This is a genomic window from Companilactobacillus allii (assembly GCF_001971585.1).
Classification (GTDB): Bacteria; Bacillota; Bacilli; order Lactobacillales; family Lactobacillaceae; genus Companilactobacillus; species Companilactobacillus allii.
The window spans coordinates 1,637,866-1,655,843 of record NZ_CP019323.1; the positions used below are offsets into that span (position 1 = coordinate 1,637,866).

Here is a 17,978-nt window from a genome sequence, read left to right on the forward strand (position 1 = left end):
AATCAATGTCTAAAGAATTCGTATACATCAATGCGTTCGGCCGTCGCTTTACGGTCAAGAAAAGTAACAAAAATTTGAGACTTTCTTATGCGTATTACACAAATTTAAGTAATAAGAACAAAAACATGATGGCTGTAGCTGATGAAACAGACAACATTGAAACTAAAGATTTGGGGGAACGTGAAGTTGCTGAACAAATCATGAATAGTTTTGATACTGCTTCTAAAGCTGCATTAGATTTACAAAATGTTCCAGTTGATTTTATTAAGGAAATTTTGAAACTAAATCCTAAACAAGTATCAATGCTTGACGACATGACTACATCGGAAACAGGTGCTTTGGCGGGTCGAATTGCTCACGGTGTCACTTCGGATGATGAGGATATTGACCCAAAAAAACCACGCAAGAGGAACAAGTAGATCCATTTACTGTTTATCAAGATTTTTTAAATTATGAAAAACAAATTATGCAAGAAACAGGTTGGGACCTAGAAACAGTTGAATCCCAGCCATTTTTTGTACTTGCAGAAATTTTGGATGATAAACGTGAATCTAATAACCCTAATAATTCTGTTGGTCCAATGAGTTTGACTGACTTCATTAAAACGGGTGGTGTTTCTTCAATTTTAGAGAAAGGAGGTTAATAAATGGCAAGAGATATGGAACTAAATACAGGTATCCATATTGATTCGATTCAAGCCGAAGGCTCTCTCCAGTCTCTAAGAAATCAAGTCAAAGCATTAACGTCTGAGTGGAAGATTAATGAGCAAGTCCAACGAGCTAATGGTGATTATCAATCAGCATATCAAGCAAAGACCGAAGGACTAGGGCGAGCTATTGAAGGACAGACTAATTATCTTAATCGATTAAAGTCTGAAATGAGCAACCTCGATAGAACTACTACAGAAGGTAGTCAAAAATTTAGTCAATATACTAATCAAGTTAATACAGCTACACGTCAATTAAATAACATGGTTATGCAACAAGAACGTGCCAAATCTACTTTGGACTTGTATACGACTGGTATTAAAGAACAAAAGCAAGCAATGGAAAATGCTAAGAACGTTTCTCAATCACTTGTTGAACGTTATAAAGCTGAAGGCAAAGAGATTAAGGCATCAGCGACCGAAAGAACGGCACTGAAAACACGTATCCAAGAGCTTAATTCTTTATACTCAAAGGAATCAAGCGAGCTAGAACGTGTTAAAAAAGAATCTGGTGAAACATCTAAGGAATACGCTACACAGACTAAACGTGTTAATGAACTTGGTACTGAAATTGCTAAAAGCCGTACTCGCTATCGTGAGTTAGGCAGTGAACTTGGTGGAATGGGTACACATTTCACTGGTATTAGGCAAGCGGCTGCTACTTCTAAAACCGCTATTGGCAAAATGAATGGCAGTATAAAGAATAGCATTAGTCATATGAAGAATATGGCTATGACGGCAGGTATAGCGGGTGCAGCGGTTACGGCTATGTTTGTTAGTGGTGCTAAAAAATCTGTTGAACTTGAAAATAGTTACAAACAGATTACTAACTTAGCTGAAACTGGTGGCGAAAAGGTAGTGGAAGCTACTAAGAACGTATCCAGAATGCAGGAAGACGGTCAAAAGTATGCTTTAAAGTATGGTAAGTCACAACAAGAAATTGCAGATGGCTACGAAGACTTAATCAAGCGTGGATATGACACTAAACAAGCATTGGGTGCTATGAAGTCTGAATTACAAGCTTCTGTTGCTTCTGGTGATGATTTTAAAGACGTTGTTAAAGTCTCATCTCAAACGCTTGAAGCATTCGGTATGCGTACTAATTCCACAGCAGGAATGGTTAAGAATACTAAAATCGCTGTTAATGATTTAGCATATGCAGCCGATATGACAGCCACAGGATTTAGTGACTTGGGTGTAGGTATGTCATATGTTGGTTCTACTGCTCATCAAGCTGGATTTAGTTTATCTGAAACTTCTAGTGCAATGGGAATTTTAAGTAACAACGGTCTCGAGGCGGATAAAGCCGGTACTGGATTACGTAAGGTGATTAACTCACTTGTTTCACCAACCAAGACAGGTGCTTCTGCACTTCAAGAATTAGGATTAAGTACCAAGGATTTTACCGATAACAAAGGTAATATGAAGTCCATGACTGACATATTCAGTTTATTGCGTGACAAGATGCAAGGCATGGGCAAAAACAAGCAAACTGATATTTTCCATGATTTATTTGGTACAACAGGTCAACAAGCCGGTTTAATCTTGGCTGAAAATGCTAAACAGTTAGGTGAATTGAACCAAAAGGTTGCTGATTCCGCAAAGAATGATTACGTTGGAAAGCTATCTAAAAAGAATAGTGAAACAGGTAAAGTTGCATTAGATAGATTAAAGCAATCCGTTAATGCTATTACCATGACAATTTCGAGTGCTGCATTGCCAGCCATTACAGAAATTGGTGATAAGTTAGCTAAAGCAGCAGGTACTAAAGAGTTTGGAAATGCTGTAAAAGGTGTTGGTAAATGGGTTGGAAATCTAACTGATAAAGTAGCTGATTTCTTTACTTACTTAGGCAAACATTCCAATGATTTAAAGGGTATTACAGGTTCGCTAGGAATAATTGTTAAAGATATAGCCGTTGGTGCTTGGGATACGTTTTATGGGATTATTAAGGGCATCGGTAAGGCATTTAATTTAGTTCATACCAATGGTAAAAAAGCCGAAGACCCACTAAAAGTTTTAAACGAATTTGTAAGTGGCATTGCTAAGCATGAACAGGCTCTAAAAACTATTGGTGGTCTTCTTGTAACGATGTGGGCCGTTGATAAGATGGCTAACTTTACAGTTAAACTTGGTGATGTTGTTAAATCCTTAGATATTTTAAAGGGAAAACTTAAAAGCAATGAAATTCAACAAGCTGCCAGTGAAGCCGGCGAGAGTATCGGAGATAATGTTACCAAAGGTGTTGAATCAAAACTAGAAGATACTGCCACTGGTAATGGATTAACTACACTTGGTAAATCTATGATGGGGAAACTATCACTAGGTATGGGTGCTGTTCAAGTCGGATTTGATATTGTTGGTGCTATCAAGGCTAAGAATCCAGAGGAACGAACCAAAAATGCTGGTGGTGCTATTGGTACATCACTTGGCTTAGGAATCGGTGCCGTTTTAGGTGGCCCAGTTGGTGCAATGATTGGTACTGAACTTGGTGATCAAATTGGTAAAAGTGCAGCTCCTAGTATTGAAAATCTATTCAAAAATGGATCTTTTAATAGCAAAAACTCCTTAGCATATATGAAAGAGCAACGTGAAAACGCTAAGGAGAATTTAGCTAATACAAATAAAAAGGCTGATTTTGGTAATCTTTTTGAAAATAAATTTGATCAGAAAAAGGCCGATGCAGATGCCGCTAAGAATTATGCTGAAGAAAAGGCTGTTTTTGATAAGTGGAATAAAAAAATTGAAGATTATAAAAAAGAAAAATCTAAATCTTCTAAGAATACATCCACTTCTAAAGCAATCGAAGATGTAGCTACGACACATGTATCTAAAACAGATATTAAGAACGTTAAAGCTATGGTGCCAGCTATTAAAGATTACGAAAAAGCACTTTCAGGTTTAAAGAAGTTTTTAAAGAACAATAGTCCAGCCAAAGAACTTTCTAAAATTGATTCTAGTATTCAAGGCTCAACTAAAAAATGGAGTAGCTTAGCTAAGCCTATCAGAGATATTGGAAATGCTTTTAAGACCTTAACTTCATTTAGTAAGTCTATGTCAAAAAAAGATCCCTTTGCTTCTTTAAATAAAGATTTACCAAAATTAGAAAAGACTCTTAAAAATTCAAAAATCTCGAAATATCTTAGTGATATGAATAAAGATTTAAAGAAAAATAAACTTTCATCCACACTAGATAGTATGACTAAAAGTATTAAAAAGGATACTAGTGAATGGAATAAATTTGATAAGCCTATCGAAAAAGTAAGTAAGTCCTTTAAAACTTTAAATTCATTTTCTAAGTCTATGAAGAAAGATCCATTTGAAAGTTTTAATAAAGATTTAAAGAACTTAGAAGCCACGTTAAAGAAATCTAAACTTTCTAATTATTTAAATGATTTATACAAACAATTAAAGAAAGATAGACTTTACAATCAGTTTGATAAGATGTCTAAAAGTATTAAGGACAATACTAAGACGTGGACTAAATTTGCTAAACCAATTAGAGACGTTCAAAAAGCTTTTCAAGAGCTTAACAAATTCACTAAATCCTATGGAAAGTCTGATCCTTTCTCAAAATTAAACGATGATATTGTAAATCTTACTAAGACTTTAAATAGTAACAATATTGGTAAGCTTTTAAAGTCTCAAATAACTGAAGCTAATAAGGCAACCTCTAATGTTACCTTTGATAAAGACTTCAAGACTGATACGGATAACATTGTGGACGCCCTAAAATCATTCAAGACTAACTTTGATAAGTCTTGGAAAGATGTGTGGGCTAATACAGGTTCCGAGGAAAAGGACGGATTAGCCAAAGTTGTAAGTGATTACAGCTCTAAAATGAATGCCATTTCTAAGAAAGAAACTAGTTTTTCTAGCGACTATTTAAAAAAATGGAGTTCATGGTTAAAATCTGTTACAAGTTCGTTTAAGACTGCTTTTAATTCGTTACCTGGTCTTGCAAGTAAATCATTAAGCAAGGTTATTTCAGAGGTTAACAAAGGTATTGGTGGAGTTAATTCAGTAATTACTGATTTTGGTGGTAAGTCATTAAACCTAGCAAAATATGCTGTTGGTACCGCTGGTACTCCTGGTGGTAATTTAGCTGTTGTCGGTGAGCAAGGATATGAGCTTGCTTATGACAAAGCTAATGGAATTTATCCAGTTGGTTTAAAAGGCGAAGAAGTTCGCTATTTGGGCACTGACACGGCAATCCTTCCACATCATTTATCAGAGCAGTTTATGGGAATGGTTGCCAATCTACCACACCATGCAAATGGTAAGGGAGATACAAATAAAGCTTCCGAAGATATGACTGATTATGTCTTTGAGCATTTAGACGAATTAAAAAAAGACCCAGTTCCATTTTTAAAGAAGCCTTACTTTGAGAAGGCTAACTTTAGTGGAAATGAGTTTATTAATCGTTTCGGAAATGCTATTTCAAATGGTTTTCTAAAAGCTATTGCTGAACCATTTAAAAAGACATTGGCCGATATGGACTTTAGTGGAGCTGGCGGTGCTAGACCAGCCAAGTCTTATGGTCCAATGATTAAAGCTGCTGCTGCTTACATGCACCAGAAGATAACTGATTTTAACGTTGATATGATTGAACGTATCATCGCTAATGAATCAGGTGGTGATCCCAATGTTACTAATAATTGGGACAGAAATGCGAAAGCTGGTACACCATCAACTGGTATCCTTCAATACATCCTACCTACATTCTTAAACTACGCTATGCCAGGACATACTAATATCCACAATCCTTTGGATCAGTTAATTGCGTTATTCAACGATGCTACATGGCGTTCTGATATGGGTATGGGATATAACGGTAAGTATGGTGAATGGCGTGGTTCAGCTAGTGGACCTTCTGGTCCAAGACTAATGTATGATGGTGGTTTTATTAATAAGCCAACAAGTATTATTGGTGGAGAAGCTGGTCCCGAAGTTATGATTCCTTTGAACAATAAAATGAGAGCTGTTCAAATCTTACAACAAGCTAAGAACACAATTGGTGGTCCTGATGATTCTAATGTGACTGCATCGGTTGATACGGCCAGAGTTGAAAGCAATCAACAACAACAATTGATGATGACACAAGTCATGGTTAAATTATTGAGCAAAATTGCTGATGGTTCAATGGCTTCTGACGTTTCAAACGGTGGTACATCATTAAATGATATATCCAGCATGTTAGATAAAATTGGTTTATCTAATCGTAAGATGACTAAGTTCCAAGTTAAAGGAGGTACTGCACTTGCCTAAAAGATTATCAGATGGACATTATAGACAAAACTCATTATTAATAAAATCTGATGGACAGAATGAGTTTGAAATAAGCAATTATCGTGGATTGATATTCACAAGGCTTACAGTTAGTTCACCTCAGACGGTCTCAAACTTAAAGACCAATGCAGGTGTAGATGGACAAGTCCAAACTGGTCCTGTATTGTACACCTCACGCACGGCAAAGGCTGACTTTTTGCTAAGAGTTGATGATGGGACTGATTTAGAAAGCCGATTCCATGAATTTTATAATAAATTCTTCAATCGGGGTTTAGTGAGAGTTCGTCAAAGTTATGACATTGGTCGTTGCTTCTATGGAATACCTAAGCCATTTTCTTATACTGATGTAGGATTTTACGATAAAACATTTTCAGTTGAATTTGATATTCCTAGTGCTTATATGTATTCAGTAGTTAGATCAACAGATTTTCCAATTGATCCAAGCAAAGAAGATTTAGTTTCTAATAATTTGAACCTCCCAACAACTGATTTAAACTTCACTCATTCACAAGGAACCTTTAAAATATTTAATCCGTCCGATTTCGATATTCAACCTTATGAACAGAACCATGAACTAAATATTATTTTTAAAGGTTATGGTAGTCCTAGTTTAACTAACACAACTACTAATAATACTTTCTCAATGAACTCAAGCGTTTCTTCAAGCGATTCTCTAGTTTTAAAAGGTGTTCACCCACTACTTAATGATGATTCTTGTGAAATAGAAACCAATCACGGTCACATCAATTTAAAGAAAGGATGGAATAATTTCAGCTTGACGGGCTTTAGTGGTACTGTCACGTTCGATTTTCCTTTTATATATCTATGATCAATTTTAAAAAGTATAGAGTTCAAGATAGAGAAGGCAAGTATGATGAAACACTTACTTGCATTGATAGAGAATCATTGAGCAATTCAGAAGAAATGAATAAGACCAATCAAATAGATTTCACAGCGATTAATGATAATTCTATAGGTTATCAATTGTTGCAAAATGAAAATTATATTGTATTTGATGGTCAAAGATATCGTATTAAACAGGCTGAAAAGGACGATGAGGGGTATGACTTCAAACGAACTGTTTCAGCCACACATGTCTGGTTTGATTGCCAGTATGTTTATCAATACGATAAGATCAAAGGTACTAAAAAACTTTCAGCCAACGATTTGATGAGCTTCGTTTTTGATCAAAACGAACTCGGTAATCATGGGTTTACTTGGAAAGTTTCTGGTACAACTGATAAATTAACGTTTACAGATTATGGTGAAAAATCAGGACTTGAATGTGTAAATGATTGTATTGAAAAATTTAATTTAGTTGTTGTAGCTGATAACAAAAATATTACTTTAATTCCTATGAATGATTGGCAACATAAGGTTAATAAGTCGTTCAGATATATTAACAACACACCAACTTTTACGGCCAACATTGATACCACAGAAATTCAAAATATTGCTAGGGTTTACGGCAAAGCTAATGCGCCTGTTACCTCACCAATCGGTACAGCTATTGGAACTATTAACACAATGGAAACTAATGGTGCTCCTGTTGTGGACGATCCTAATAAGCCTATTCACACAGTTCAGAACCTGCCTAATGGTACTAAATGGGTAATGGACAGCAAGGTAGTAGCTAATGGTGAAACATGGTATAGAGTGTGCACGAATGGTTGGGTTAACGAAAAGTACATCGTATTTGATAAGAATGGCGATGTTCAGCCAGAAAATCACATTATTACTGAAGTGACTGGACAAGGAACAATTAAGACTTCCACAGACTCACTAAAGGAAGATACTTCTGGTGGCAAAATTCTACCAGTTGGTAATGCTGTTGGTACTGTTAATACTATGGTGAGTGGTGGTGCACCTGTGCTGAGTGATCCATTGAAGTCTAATTCAATAGTTAATCACTTGAACAATGGGTCAACATGGGCTATTGACTATAAAAAAGTTGTTAATGATACAACCTATTATGAGGTTGCTGCTAATCAATGGGTCGACTCACAATATATTAATTTCGATAAAGACGGAAGCGTGAAACCAGAAGATCACACTATTACACCAGTAAGTGGTCAAGGCACTGTTAAGGCGCCTGAAGCTGATAAGAGTAGTGATACTGATTCTAATAAGGACGGTGATAGTTCAGATGAGTGATTCTACAGAAGATACCTCAATTGTTTATGTCTATGATTCACCGTTTACACCTCAAAACAAGACTGGCCGGACACTTGCTCCCGGAACACAGTGGTTTATTAATGCCTCAGTTTCAGATGGTGCTCAAGGTAAGTCATGGTATCAAGTCGGAACCAATCAATGGGTAATGCAGGATCAATTAGATTTTTCAGGTAAAACAGATGTTAGTCCATCTGATGTAACTCCAACAGAGTCAATTATTTACGATTCACCTTGGACGCCACAACATGAAGTTGGTAGAAAGCTTGCTAATGGTACTCAATGGAAAATAAACGGTGAGATTACTGATGGAGCTAATGGTAAGACATGGTATCGTGTGGCTACAAATGAGTGGGTCTGTTCTGATAATTTTATATTTACTGGTGATACAGATGTTGAACCAACGGAAGTTAAGAAGTCAGATGATGATAATTCAGAAGATGATCATTCTACCGATTACTTCCAGCCTTTTATAATTCGAGATGAAAAATCAATACAAGAATGGGGCGAAAGACCCGGTCCAGCAATAACTAATAATGACATTGAAGATCCCGAAGAAATGAGAAAATATGCACTGTCTCAAATGAAGACAGAGCCAACTGTTGATATCACAATGACTTATTCAGGTAAAGATACTTTTAGTATTGGAGACATGGTTTATTGTGATATAGAACCAGAAAGCTTCACAACTTGGGTGACGGTAGTAAGTATTAAATATAATCCGCTAAGTTACACAAATACTTATGAGGTTACATTAAATAATACGTCCCAAACACTATCGGATTATGAGTTATCAATTCAAAGTTCTTTAGTTAACGCTAGATACAATGGAGCTGTTTCAATCTCAAATGGAATTATTGCAAGTCCATTTATTACACAGAAAGTAGGCGAGGTATGATGGAAGATATACGTAGGATTCCTGATCCAATAACTGGTAAATATTATTACCCGCAAACACATTATTTAGCCGTGGTTGACTTAGACAATCATATTAAAGAATTAATGAATCAAAATAATATATATGCGACATACGTTAAGGACATGAAGTTAATTAATGCTTCGGGTCCTTTTTATTTTGATGAAAATACATTAAATAAACCCGCAAATATCCCAAAAGGATACCTACGGGCAACATTTATGGATGAAAAAAATGGAATTGTAGAAATTATTACAACAAATAATTATTACGAAATTACAGACGGTGAAATGTCTGTATTAAAAGAAAGGGCGTGATCAATTGTATCTACCAGACGGAGTAGTAGATTCAGAATTTCCAGGCTTGAGTATGCAGTCTAAAGATGGAAAGACAGCAGTTTTGAGTTTTGATAATGGTGAGAAAGTAATTATTTCAAAACAAAATTCTGATGGCACTACTGATTCAGAAGTATATAATTTTAAAGCTGTAACTGATGAAACGGTATTCCCACCAGTTCCTGACTTACCTGATTATTGGCACAATGTTGATTTAGACAAATGGAATGGTGTTATTGACAGCAATTCTAAAGACAGTTTCAATAGCAATAGTGATCAGATTCAAAAATCTATCAATTCATTATATGAATATGAAACTGATCAAAGAAATTTTTTTGCAAAGCTTAAAGATACGTTAAGCGACTTTAAAGGGTTTGTTGAAACAATTATTTCTGCTAAAACGGCGGAGTTTTTAAGTAAGTTTTCTGATCAATATTATAAAAAAGATGAAATTGATAACGAAGTACGTATTTTGCAGTCACAAATAGATCATTTAAAAAATGAAAATCCTACTTCTAATGGGATTAAAAAACCAGGAGTATTTTAGAAAGGAAGTAAAAATATGGATGTAACGACAGATTTACCAATTCCTCAAATTATGATTTTTGATATTGGTAAAGAAGAAGCATTTTACTTAGATAGATTAGATTCATCTGATGAAAACAATATGAACAGTCCTCAAAGTGTTTATATGCGACAGATTACAAAACGGGTTATGCCGATTCTTCTAGCTAAACAAGGCGAAGGTGGTTTGGGTACCGTTGATGTTCAGATGTTGAATTACGGTAATAAATTGGATCTAACAGGCTGGCATGGAGAATTCGTTGGAACAGATTCAGCAGGTATTCCGATTACAACTGATAATAATTTTGATTCCAAAGATCCAACCACAGGCTTAATCAGTTTTTCATTACCAAAAGAAGCAACTATTCATGCAGGAGATTATCGAAACGCCTATTTCAAATTTAGGGATAGTAATTTTAATGTTGTTAAAACTTTATTTTTCAATGTGCGAATTTTAGAAGACAGTAATTTTTATCCTGATGAACTTCCTCATAAGGAATACTGGGGCGAGGGTGAAAGAGCTTTATACGAGTTGGGACAGCTTCAAAATTCATATACAGATTTAGTTATGAACAACATTCAGAACTTAGATGATATTGTTTTGGCAAAGTTATCTGACTACAACAGCCGCATGTCTGTTATTGAAGAGGCTATCAAGAACAACGATTTTACTAAGGCTATTCAAACAGCTTTAAATAGTGATTTCACTATTGGTCAAGTTGATCCTGATATTGAAAAGCATTGGCAATATATAGAATCAGAATTGGAGGCAAATTAATGGTAAACGTGATTGATAATGAGGCAAGAAAACGCAGTAGCATGATGCCTGTTGGAATTAAAATAATTGATGACAAAGGAGACGTAGCTCACACTGCAAAAACAGATTTAGACACTAATTACATTTCTTTAGAATCAAAATGGTTTGGCTCTTCATCAAACAATACTGGTGGCAATACTGGTGGTAATACTGGTGGTAACACTTATCCAAATCAACCATCAGCTGGTGCCGATTATTATGCTGGATCGCTTGCTGATGGTGAGATTACTGAACGTTATCTTTTATATCAACGTGATGAGAGCGTTGCAGAAGATCCTAAAACGCCAAAAACAGTTACTTTATTAAAGGATGTTGGTACAAAATTTAATATGGCTGGAGATGGTGCCACATTATTGTTACATCTTCAAAAAACATTGATGACTGCCGGTGCTAAAGGAACAGTTTCAGATATTGAATTGAATTATGATACTAATAATGTTGCTAAAGAAGGATATTTTACTACTACATCAGTCTATCCGGTATATATTAAATCAACTGATTTAGCTACAACTAATGAGTTAGATATTCCAATTAACGGAATTGGTGAGAATTTGAGCAGTAAAAACTTCTTAGCACCGCATCTTAAATTGAAGTTTAACGGCGATGGGACAATGACATATTACAGTGTTACCGGATATGATACTGATGGCAATACAACTGGTGCCAACTACGAGGTTGTAGTAGATGCTATCGCAACATTCTCAGTTCAAACTGCAGTTGCTCAATTACCAGCTTCAGTTTATTTTTTTAATGGTTCGACGGACAGTGATGCTACACTTTCTGGAGCAAGTGATTTTTATGAAAACGCAATGGATGGATTGGAGCTGAACTTAGAAAGCAGCTATTCTGTAAATATGAGCGCGTATTCCTCAAGAAGCGCTTTTTTTGATTTTAATTTGAATGACATTGGTTTAAGCTCACCGATTAGGATTCCTAAGGATAAATTGATTGTTGGTTTAACATTAAATAATGTGTTTAAAGGCATAAAAATAATCGATTACAGTGAATATGTAGATGGAGTTGGTGGTGTTTCAGTTAATGGAATTGGTAAGAATTCAATCAAGATTATGGATAAATCAATTAGTATTGATATCTCAGTAAACGTTAAGCCAACTGATAAAAATGGTTCAGTCAGCCAGGAATTAAGACTAGCTAAGGTTTCAACATTTAAAAATTAGGAGGATGTACATATGATAATCGCTGTTAAACTTGATCAGAATAATCAGATTGATAATGTTAATTTGACCGATGAGGACACTGCATTCAGACAGTCAAAAGTAGCAGGTTGGTTGCTTGTCAATGCAGACTCTTCTTTCTCTATTTCAAATAGAAATAAATGGACAGTTCGAGAATCAGATAATGCTTTGGTCCACATTTCAACAGGCATGACACCAGATGAAGAAACTAAAAAGTCACTAGTCGAGTTAACTAAACAACAATTAAATGATAGTTTGACGAAGACACAACTCCAAATGGCATTGACAACTTTGACCAAAGAATATATTGAAGATAAAGCTAATTCTAGAATGGTTACCACTGAACTAACTAATCGGATAGCAGAACTAACCATCAAACTGGATAAAGTAATGGGTATTGATCCAACTCCAGAAACTCCAACAGAAGTTAAGTCTGTAGCAACTAATGATGGAGCAACCATTACAGCACAATAAAAATTAGAAAAAGGAAGTTTTAATTATGGCAGATCGTTCAAAAGATATCGAAGTAGTTTATGACAAGGCAGGAAACAAAATTGGCGAAAGCGAAGTCGGTGTAGCTAGCGTTGCTGTTACAGGACTAGCAGCAGGTACAGTAGTTGCTGATGGCGACTATAAAGTCACTTTCAAAGATTCAGTTACAGGCCTCGAATCAGAAAAAGTTGATGTAAAAGGCTGGACAGTTCTAACACCAGCACCTGAAGCACCAACAGACGTAACATCTACAGCTACAGCTGATGGCGCAACCATCGCAGCTAAGTAGCCAATAAAAGCATGCTCCCTTACTGGTAGTGGTGGAGGTTGGAATAATTTTAAGGAGGAATTATTATGATAGAAGCATTGAAAATGGAATTTGGATGGGGAACTTTGAAAGCAAGCGACATTGTGGATTATGTTCCCATTGTCATTTCAGTTGAGGATTATAAATACATTACTGGACAAGAATATCAAGAAAATAAAAAGGGCTAGCCGTTTGGCTAGTCTTTTTTGTTGTATAGAAAAATGAGAGAAGGTGAACTATGCCACCACACTTATTAATAATTAATACGATTGAGGATGCTGCTAGTGCCATTTCAATAATTGCTGCGATTGGTACATTTTTAGTATGGGTATTTAATCGACTGGTAATTAAGCCGTTATCAGATTCAATGAATCGTTTATCGGATGAAATTAAGGATTTTAAGAATGATTCAAAGTTCGAACATGATGAGTTTAGAAGCCATCTCGAACAACTTGATGATAAAGTTCATACGCATGATGAAGATATTGTTTCGTTGCAAGAAAAGGTTCATACACTATTTAATCGAGGAAGTTCAAAATGAAAAATAAATTAACATTAGACACACATTCACGAGTTTGGTGGATTTCAATTGTTTCATTAGTTTTAGTTTTAGCTCAGCAAATTGGCCATTTGTTTGGCTGGGAAATTACTAGTGACGAGGTTAATCAAATTATGGCTATCGTTAACACACTATTAGCTATTGCCGGATCACTAGGATTAATCTATGATACTTCAAAGGAGGCTAAGTAATGGCTAAATATTTTGCAGATGTTTCAGCGTACCAACGTGACGATTTAGCATTTTTCCAAGGATTCGTTAACGCCGGTGTTCCTTCCGTACTCATAAAGGCAACTGAAGGCAGTGCGAAAGGAACAAATTACGTCAATCCAAAGCTGTTAAATCAAACTCGTAACGCATTAAAAGCGGGAATGAACGTTGGATTCTATCATTTCTTTCATGCTATTAGTGATCAGGATGCGGTTGAGGAAGCTAAATTCTTCGAGTCCAAAGTGGTTGAACTTGGATTTGATAAGGACACTCCTTTATGCTTAGACGTTGAAGATAGCAAGTTAGATACATCTAAAGTCGCTCAATATGTCGATTCATTCATTAATTATTTGACTAGCAAAGGATATACAAACGTATTCCAATATTCGATGGCTTCTTGGTTCCATGGAATTTTGAACGCAAATGCTCATCCAACATGGGTAGCTAGTTACGGATCGAATGACTGCGGTTCCAGAGGCAATATAATCGGCTGGCAATATACTTCGGACTGGGGTGGTGGTTCACAAGATATGAGTTTTGACTGGGGTATTTTTGACAAAGTTAAAACTTCAAAGCCAGTTGAAAAGCCTGTTAAATCAACAATTGTCAATGTTGTTACAGCTTTGTCAGGCAACGTCAAAGGCTATACTACGTATAACTCACAAGGTATTGCCGACAAGGACACAAATATTACGCCTGACAGCATGTGGAAATCTAATAATATAGAAGTAATCAATCAAAAAGCATATTTCCAAATTGCTACAGATATTTATTTACCTCAAGATGTCACTACTTTAAAAGGCAAACTGATTATTAATTACGTCACTGGTTACGGTGTTAATGCATACGATTCAAATGGTAATTCAATTAAGGATTCCAATTTGAAATTTAAGTCAGGGACTGAATGGAAAGTTACCGATATTTTGACCGATATTAAAAACATTGGATTGTGCTATGAAGTTGCTCCAAATACATTTATTCCTGTTAAATATCAACAAGGTTCAGGTTTCACCGGTAAATAATTTATTCAACATTTTTTGTGGTTACATTTTTAATAACTTGTTATATTTATGATATACCTGAAGTAGGTATAACTAAAAAAACTTCATAAAGGCGGCTACCAAATGAACGATACTATCTTTGATACGCGCACCGATATTCTAATTAGATGTTCTGTTTTGACAGACAAGTTAGCAATATTTGATTTATTTGAAAAAAATGAACAAGATCAAAATAAAGAAGTTTTTTCAGTTTTATATTGTGGATTACAAAAAATGGTCATATTACCAAAAATGACTGCTTCAGCATTAAAATTGTATATTGAGCTTTATCAAGCTGGTGGCAACGAATCCTTAAAAAGTATTAAAGCGATAATCGAAGTTTAAACTAATATAGCCAACTGCCTAAATTGATAGGTGGTTGGCTTATTTTGTGATATATTTACTTTATGAAGGAATATAAAATAAAGTATAGAAAAAGTACCTATCAAGGTGTAATATATTGGACTTATAGAAGTGACGAAGAATTTAAAAACTTGTTACGAATAATGCACAGGCAATTAATGGAAAAATTTCGTATACCAAAAGGAGCATCTTTAAGTGTCTTTTCAAAGCAAGTTGATGCGAGTCATGGTAAAATAATTGCAGAACTAGATGGCATGAAGTTTAAACAATATTTGGTAGTAGGCGTAAGTACGATATATTTAAATATTAACGATTTTATTAAATTCAATTCGGATTCCCAAAAAATTTTTAAAGAAAGTGGAGTTTATGGCAAATATGGCGTAACTGATATTGGAACACTACAATATACGGTGGACAATGTTAAAAATTCTATTTCCTTTGGGAAAGATATTTGTCCAACAATTATAAGCAAGGCCTCTAAATATTGGTATAGAACAGCGTATTATCAAGCATTTTCTAATGGAAATAAACGTACAGGTCTTCTTGCAGCGATGGTTTTCTTGTATTTAAACTTTTATATATTTGATAGTAGAGATGTTGATATAGAATCAGATTTATATAAAAAAGTCTCCATGAATATTGCTAATAAAAAAATGTCAGAGTATGATGTTTATGCTTTTATTTGGAATAATGTAAAGTATGATATTGACAGATCTACTGAAAACTTCATTATGAGAGGTAAATAAAATGAAAAACTTAAAAGAAACAAATATTTATACAGATGAAACTATAAAAAAGACTAAAGAAGAGGCTTTGAACAATATTTTGAGTCAGCCTAGTATAATTGAGGCTTTGAGAAAATTGTCAACAGAATAGTAAAGAACCCATCATCTATTAATTTAGGTGGTGGGCTTTTTTTATTTGTCTAATTAGTAAAATAAATTATAAAAACATTGTATTACACGCATAAGCGTGTATAATAGAACTTGTAAAGAGATAAAGGAGATCACTAAAATGACAAAATCACAAATTTTTAAAAAAGCTCATAAATTCGCAAAAGAAATTGTTGAAGAAGTAGGCAACTATATGATAGCTCTAAGTTTTGCACTCAAAGCTGTCTATAAAGAAATTAAAGATTCGTTTATTAACGTCAATAGTGATCAATTTAATTTAATTTATAATAAACTGATGTATAGTGCAGATTATTCAGGGGCTGAATTATGGGGAAACGCTGCTAGCTCTGTCGTTGAAATCTGTCACAAAGTAGGAGCATATTATGGTTTTGAATCTTACATTGTTATTAACGATGAAAAGAAAGAAAAACTTGCTAAAGTATTTATCTCAGAAGCAAAATGGGATTATGCAACAGAACATGGATATGAAATTTAGGAGGAAATTTAATGGCAAAAATGTCAGATGCAAAAATAAAAGCAAATAAAAAATGGGACGAAAATAATAAAGAAAGAAAAAACTATATTAATAAGCGATCAATTGCAAGAAACTTTGTTAAAAAGTCAGCTACTAAAGATGATTTAACTGAATTAAAGGAATTGATTGAAATTAGAGAAAAAGAGTTTTAATTTTCCTTGTATTACACGCATAAGCGTGTATAATAGAACTTGTAAAGAGATATAACTAAAACACAAAGGCGGAATTTAAAATGAAAAAATTAGATATGAACGATTGGACTTTAAGAAAAGAACTAGACGGCTCAAGTGTTTATCAAAATAAACTTAATAAAAATGAATATGCTATTGCGGATGAATTTAACGAACCAAGAATTAGAGTATTTACCGATAATACAGAAATTGAAAAATTATTAGATAATATTGATGAGATAGGATTTACTGGAAATTACTATACATATGCAAATAAAATCTCATTGTTATTTTAAAAAAATGATAAAGTATGGTTTACCGAAGCTATCCAAGATCAAAAGGATTCATTTAATTCGGGGGAAGCATATCCAGACGTTCTCATGATTGCCAACGTCATTCAGAAATTAAATGATTTAACAACAAAGGATAAGTCATTAATGCTAGAAATGTATTTTACTTATTTTAGTGACGAGCTAGATAGAAAATAATATTTGCATTTTGTGAAATAAAAAATCGCTAGTCAATTAAGACTAACGATTATAATTTGCATTCCCACTTTATTTTTTTCGTGACACACTCGTGACACACTTTTTTCATAATTATCTGTGATACATCGAAACTTTTAAAATATAAAATGTTGATTTATCAGCATTTCGGGGGTTATCGAAACGTATCGAAACTTATATAAGCGAACTACGAGAATCGAACTCGCGACACTAGCTTGGGAAGCTGGCATTTTACCATTAAACTAAGTTCGCATGGGTTAACAACTACTAATTATACAATAGAATATTACAAAATGATAAAATTTTTGTAAATTTAGTGACAAAGTTGTAATATAAATTGATTTTTTAGTGTCGTTACCATAAAATCAAGACTGTTGGTATGAAAATATCGAGAAAAGTTTTCTCAAGGAGATTGATTATGAAAAAAGCATTGGTTGCAATCTTAGCGTTTGTTTCAATGTTAAGTATTGCTGTTGTAGCAACAGGCTGCTCAAACTCAAAGAAGAGCCAAGCAGAACAATATTCAGCAAAGAAAATTACTAAGGCCGAGATTAAAGGACAAGACTATGTCGGTGTAAGCAAGGACAATAAGGATGAGTATTTAACATTCTTCACTGGTAAAAAGGATAAGACAGTTCAATTCGTCCGTGTTAGTAAAGACGGATCAAAGAAAGTTATAACTAATTTCCAAAAAGCTAAGTTAGTTATGAATAAGAAAAATCCTAAGAAATTTAAGATAGATGGTTTTAGAATTATTGCTGAACCTGATTTTGAATGGAATTTTGTCAAAGTAGGTAAAACAACAATTAAATCTCCAGATGGTAAGAAGTGGAAGTTATATCAAGGTAGTCACAAGAAAGCTATTAAAGAAGTACAAAAGAACGGTAAATAGTACTATAGGTACATGTG

General features: G+C 34.4%; 23 protein-coding genes and 1 tRNA gene. 23 read left to right on the forward strand and 1 reads right to left on the reverse strand.

The genetic code is table 11. From position 1 onward, the window contains the following. The first annotated feature begins 5 nt into the window (after positions 1 to 5). The 22 genes from BTM29_RS07960 (at position 6) to BTM29_RS08055 (ending at position 16,859) form a co-directional block, all read left to right on the forward strand. On the forward strand, positions 6 to 419 hold the full coding sequence (locus BTM29_RS07960; protein WP_076615837.1) for a phage tail tube assembly chaperone: 414 nt from the start codon (positions 6 to 8) through the stop codon (positions 417 to 419). Between the two features lie 47 nt (positions 420 to 466). After that, on the forward strand, positions 467 to 643 hold the full coding sequence (locus BTM29_RS12825) for a hypothetical protein (protein WP_156314048.1): 177 nt from the start codon (positions 467 to 469) through the stop codon (positions 641 to 643). A gap of 3 nt (positions 644 to 646) precedes the next feature. Then, positions 647 to 5,974 carry a phage tail tape measure protein gene (locus tag BTM29_RS07965; protein WP_076615839.1) on the forward strand — a complete coding sequence of 1,776 codons (5,328 nt, stop codon included), beginning with the start codon at positions 647 to 649 and terminating at the stop codon, positions 5,972 to 5,974. Beyond that, positions 5,967 to 6,824 carry a phage tail domain-containing protein gene (locus BTM29_RS07970; protein ID WP_076615841.1) on the forward strand — a complete coding sequence of 286 codons (858 nt, stop codon included), beginning with the start codon at positions 5,967 to 5,969 and terminating at the stop codon, positions 6,822 to 6,824. Before BTM29_RS07965 ends, BTM29_RS07970 begins: the two co-directional genes overlap by 8 nt. After that, the gene (locus tag BTM29_RS07975) at positions 6,821 to 8,149 is read left to right on the forward strand and encodes a prophage endopeptidase tail family protein (protein WP_076615843.1); all 1,329 of its coding nucleotides are present in this window, start codon (positions 6,821 to 6,823) and stop codon (positions 8,147 to 8,149) included. Before BTM29_RS07970 ends, BTM29_RS07975 begins: the two co-directional genes overlap by 4 nt. Further along, positions 8,142 to 9,065 (forward strand): phage tail protein, encoded by a 924-nt coding sequence (locus BTM29_RS07980; protein WP_076615846.1) that lies wholly within the window; start codon positions 8,142 to 8,144, stop codon positions 9,063 to 9,065. The genes BTM29_RS07975 and BTM29_RS07980 overlap by 8 nt, the downstream gene beginning before the upstream one ends. Then, complete coding sequence (locus BTM29_RS07985) at positions 9,062 to 9,400, forward strand: hypothetical protein (RefSeq protein ID WP_076615848.1); 339 nt, start codon at positions 9,062 to 9,064, stop codon at positions 9,398 to 9,400. The genes BTM29_RS07980 and BTM29_RS07985 overlap by 4 nt, the downstream gene beginning before the upstream one ends. Positions 9,401 to 9,404: 4 nt before the next feature. After that, positions 9,405 to 9,965: a hypothetical protein gene (locus tag BTM29_RS07990; protein WP_076615851.1), complete on the forward strand. Its 561-nt coding sequence runs from the start codon at positions 9,405 to 9,407 to the stop codon at positions 9,963 to 9,965. Positions 9,966 to 9,980: 15 nt separating this feature from the next. Beyond that, positions 9,981 to 10,760, forward strand: a complete 780-nt coding sequence (locus BTM29_RS07995) for a BppU family phage baseplate upper protein (RefSeq protein WP_076615853.1) — start codon at positions 9,981 to 9,983, stop codon at positions 10,758 to 10,760. Beyond that, positions 10,760 to 11,977, forward strand: a complete 1,218-nt coding sequence (locus BTM29_RS08000; RefSeq protein ID WP_076615856.1) for a hypothetical protein — start codon at positions 10,760 to 10,762, stop codon at positions 11,975 to 11,977. Before BTM29_RS07995 ends, BTM29_RS08000 begins: the two co-directional genes overlap by 1 nt. Before the next feature lie 12 nt (positions 11,978 to 11,989). Then, complete coding sequence (locus BTM29_RS08005; protein ID WP_076615859.1) at positions 11,990 to 12,469, forward strand: hypothetical protein; 480 nt, start codon at positions 11,990 to 11,992, stop codon at positions 12,467 to 12,469. Positions 12,470 to 12,494: 25 nt separating this feature from the next. Continuing rightward, positions 12,495 to 12,776 (forward strand): flagellar hook assembly protein FlgD, encoded by a 282-nt coding sequence (locus BTM29_RS08010; RefSeq protein WP_076615862.1) that lies wholly within the window; start codon positions 12,495 to 12,497, stop codon positions 12,774 to 12,776. Positions 12,777 to 12,841: 65 nt separating this feature from the next. Next, entirely contained in the window at positions 12,842 to 12,982 is a 141-nt protein-coding gene (locus tag BTM29_RS08015; RefSeq protein ID WP_083685959.1) for an XkdX family protein, read from the forward strand. 50 nt (positions 12,983 to 13,032) lie between these two features. Next, on the forward strand, positions 13,033 to 13,335 hold the full coding sequence (locus BTM29_RS08020; RefSeq protein WP_076615865.1) for a hypothetical protein: 303 nt from the start codon (positions 13,033 to 13,035) through the stop codon (positions 13,333 to 13,335). After that, positions 13,332 to 13,544: a phage holin gene (locus BTM29_RS08025; RefSeq protein ID WP_076615868.1), complete on the forward strand. Its 213-nt coding sequence runs from the start codon at positions 13,332 to 13,334 to the stop codon at positions 13,542 to 13,544. Before BTM29_RS08020 ends, BTM29_RS08025 begins: the two co-directional genes overlap by 4 nt. Continuing rightward, positions 13,544 to 14,584 (forward strand): GH25 family lysozyme, encoded by a 1,041-nt coding sequence (locus BTM29_RS08030; RefSeq protein WP_076615871.1) that lies wholly within the window; start codon positions 13,544 to 13,546, stop codon positions 14,582 to 14,584. The genes BTM29_RS08025 and BTM29_RS08030 overlap by 1 nt, the downstream gene beginning before the upstream one ends. Positions 14,585 to 14,686: 102 nt before the next feature. Beyond that, on the forward strand, positions 14,687 to 14,947 hold the full coding sequence (locus tag BTM29_RS08035) for a hypothetical protein (RefSeq protein WP_076615874.1): 261 nt from the start codon (positions 14,687 to 14,689) through the stop codon (positions 14,945 to 14,947). Positions 14,948 to 15,009: 62 nt separating this feature from the next. Beyond that, positions 15,010 to 15,711 (forward strand): Fic family protein, encoded by a 702-nt coding sequence (locus tag BTM29_RS08040; protein ID WP_076615877.1) that lies wholly within the window; start codon positions 15,010 to 15,012, stop codon positions 15,709 to 15,711. Position 15,712: 1 nt separating this feature from the next. Further along, positions 15,713 to 15,841, forward strand: a complete 129-nt coding sequence (locus BTM29_RS13080; protein ID WP_257787685.1) for a hypothetical protein — start codon at positions 15,713 to 15,715, stop codon at positions 15,839 to 15,841. A 138-nt stretch (positions 15,842 to 15,979) separates the two neighbouring features. Further along, a complete protein-coding gene (locus BTM29_RS08045; RefSeq protein WP_076615880.1) occupies positions 15,980 to 16,354 on the forward strand; it encodes a hypothetical protein in 375 nt (124 codons plus the stop codon). An 11-nt stretch (positions 16,355 to 16,365) separates the two neighbouring features. Continuing rightward, complete coding sequence (locus tag BTM29_RS08050) at positions 16,366 to 16,545, forward strand: hypothetical protein (protein WP_076615882.1); 180 nt, start codon at positions 16,366 to 16,368, stop codon at positions 16,543 to 16,545. A 95-nt stretch (positions 16,546 to 16,640) separates the two neighbouring features. Beyond that, positions 16,641 to 16,859 carry a hypothetical protein gene (locus BTM29_RS08055; protein ID WP_192844188.1) on the forward strand — a complete coding sequence of 73 codons (219 nt, stop codon included), beginning with the start codon at positions 16,641 to 16,643 and terminating at the stop codon, positions 16,857 to 16,859. Between the two features lie 391 nt (positions 16,860 to 17,250). On the opposite strand, the gene BTM29_RS08060 is transcribed toward BTM29_RS08055, so the two are convergent. Next, positions 17,251 to 17,321: transfer RNA gene (locus BTM29_RS08060), tRNA-Gly, on the reverse strand. A 166-nt stretch (positions 17,322 to 17,487) separates the two neighbouring features. Here BTM29_RS08060 and BTM29_RS08065 point away from each other — a divergent pair. Continuing rightward, positions 17,488 to 17,961, forward strand: a complete 474-nt coding sequence (locus BTM29_RS08065) for a hypothetical protein (RefSeq protein WP_076615886.1) — start codon at positions 17,488 to 17,490, stop codon at positions 17,959 to 17,961. The last annotated feature ends 17 nt before the right edge of the window (positions 17,962 to 17,978 follow it).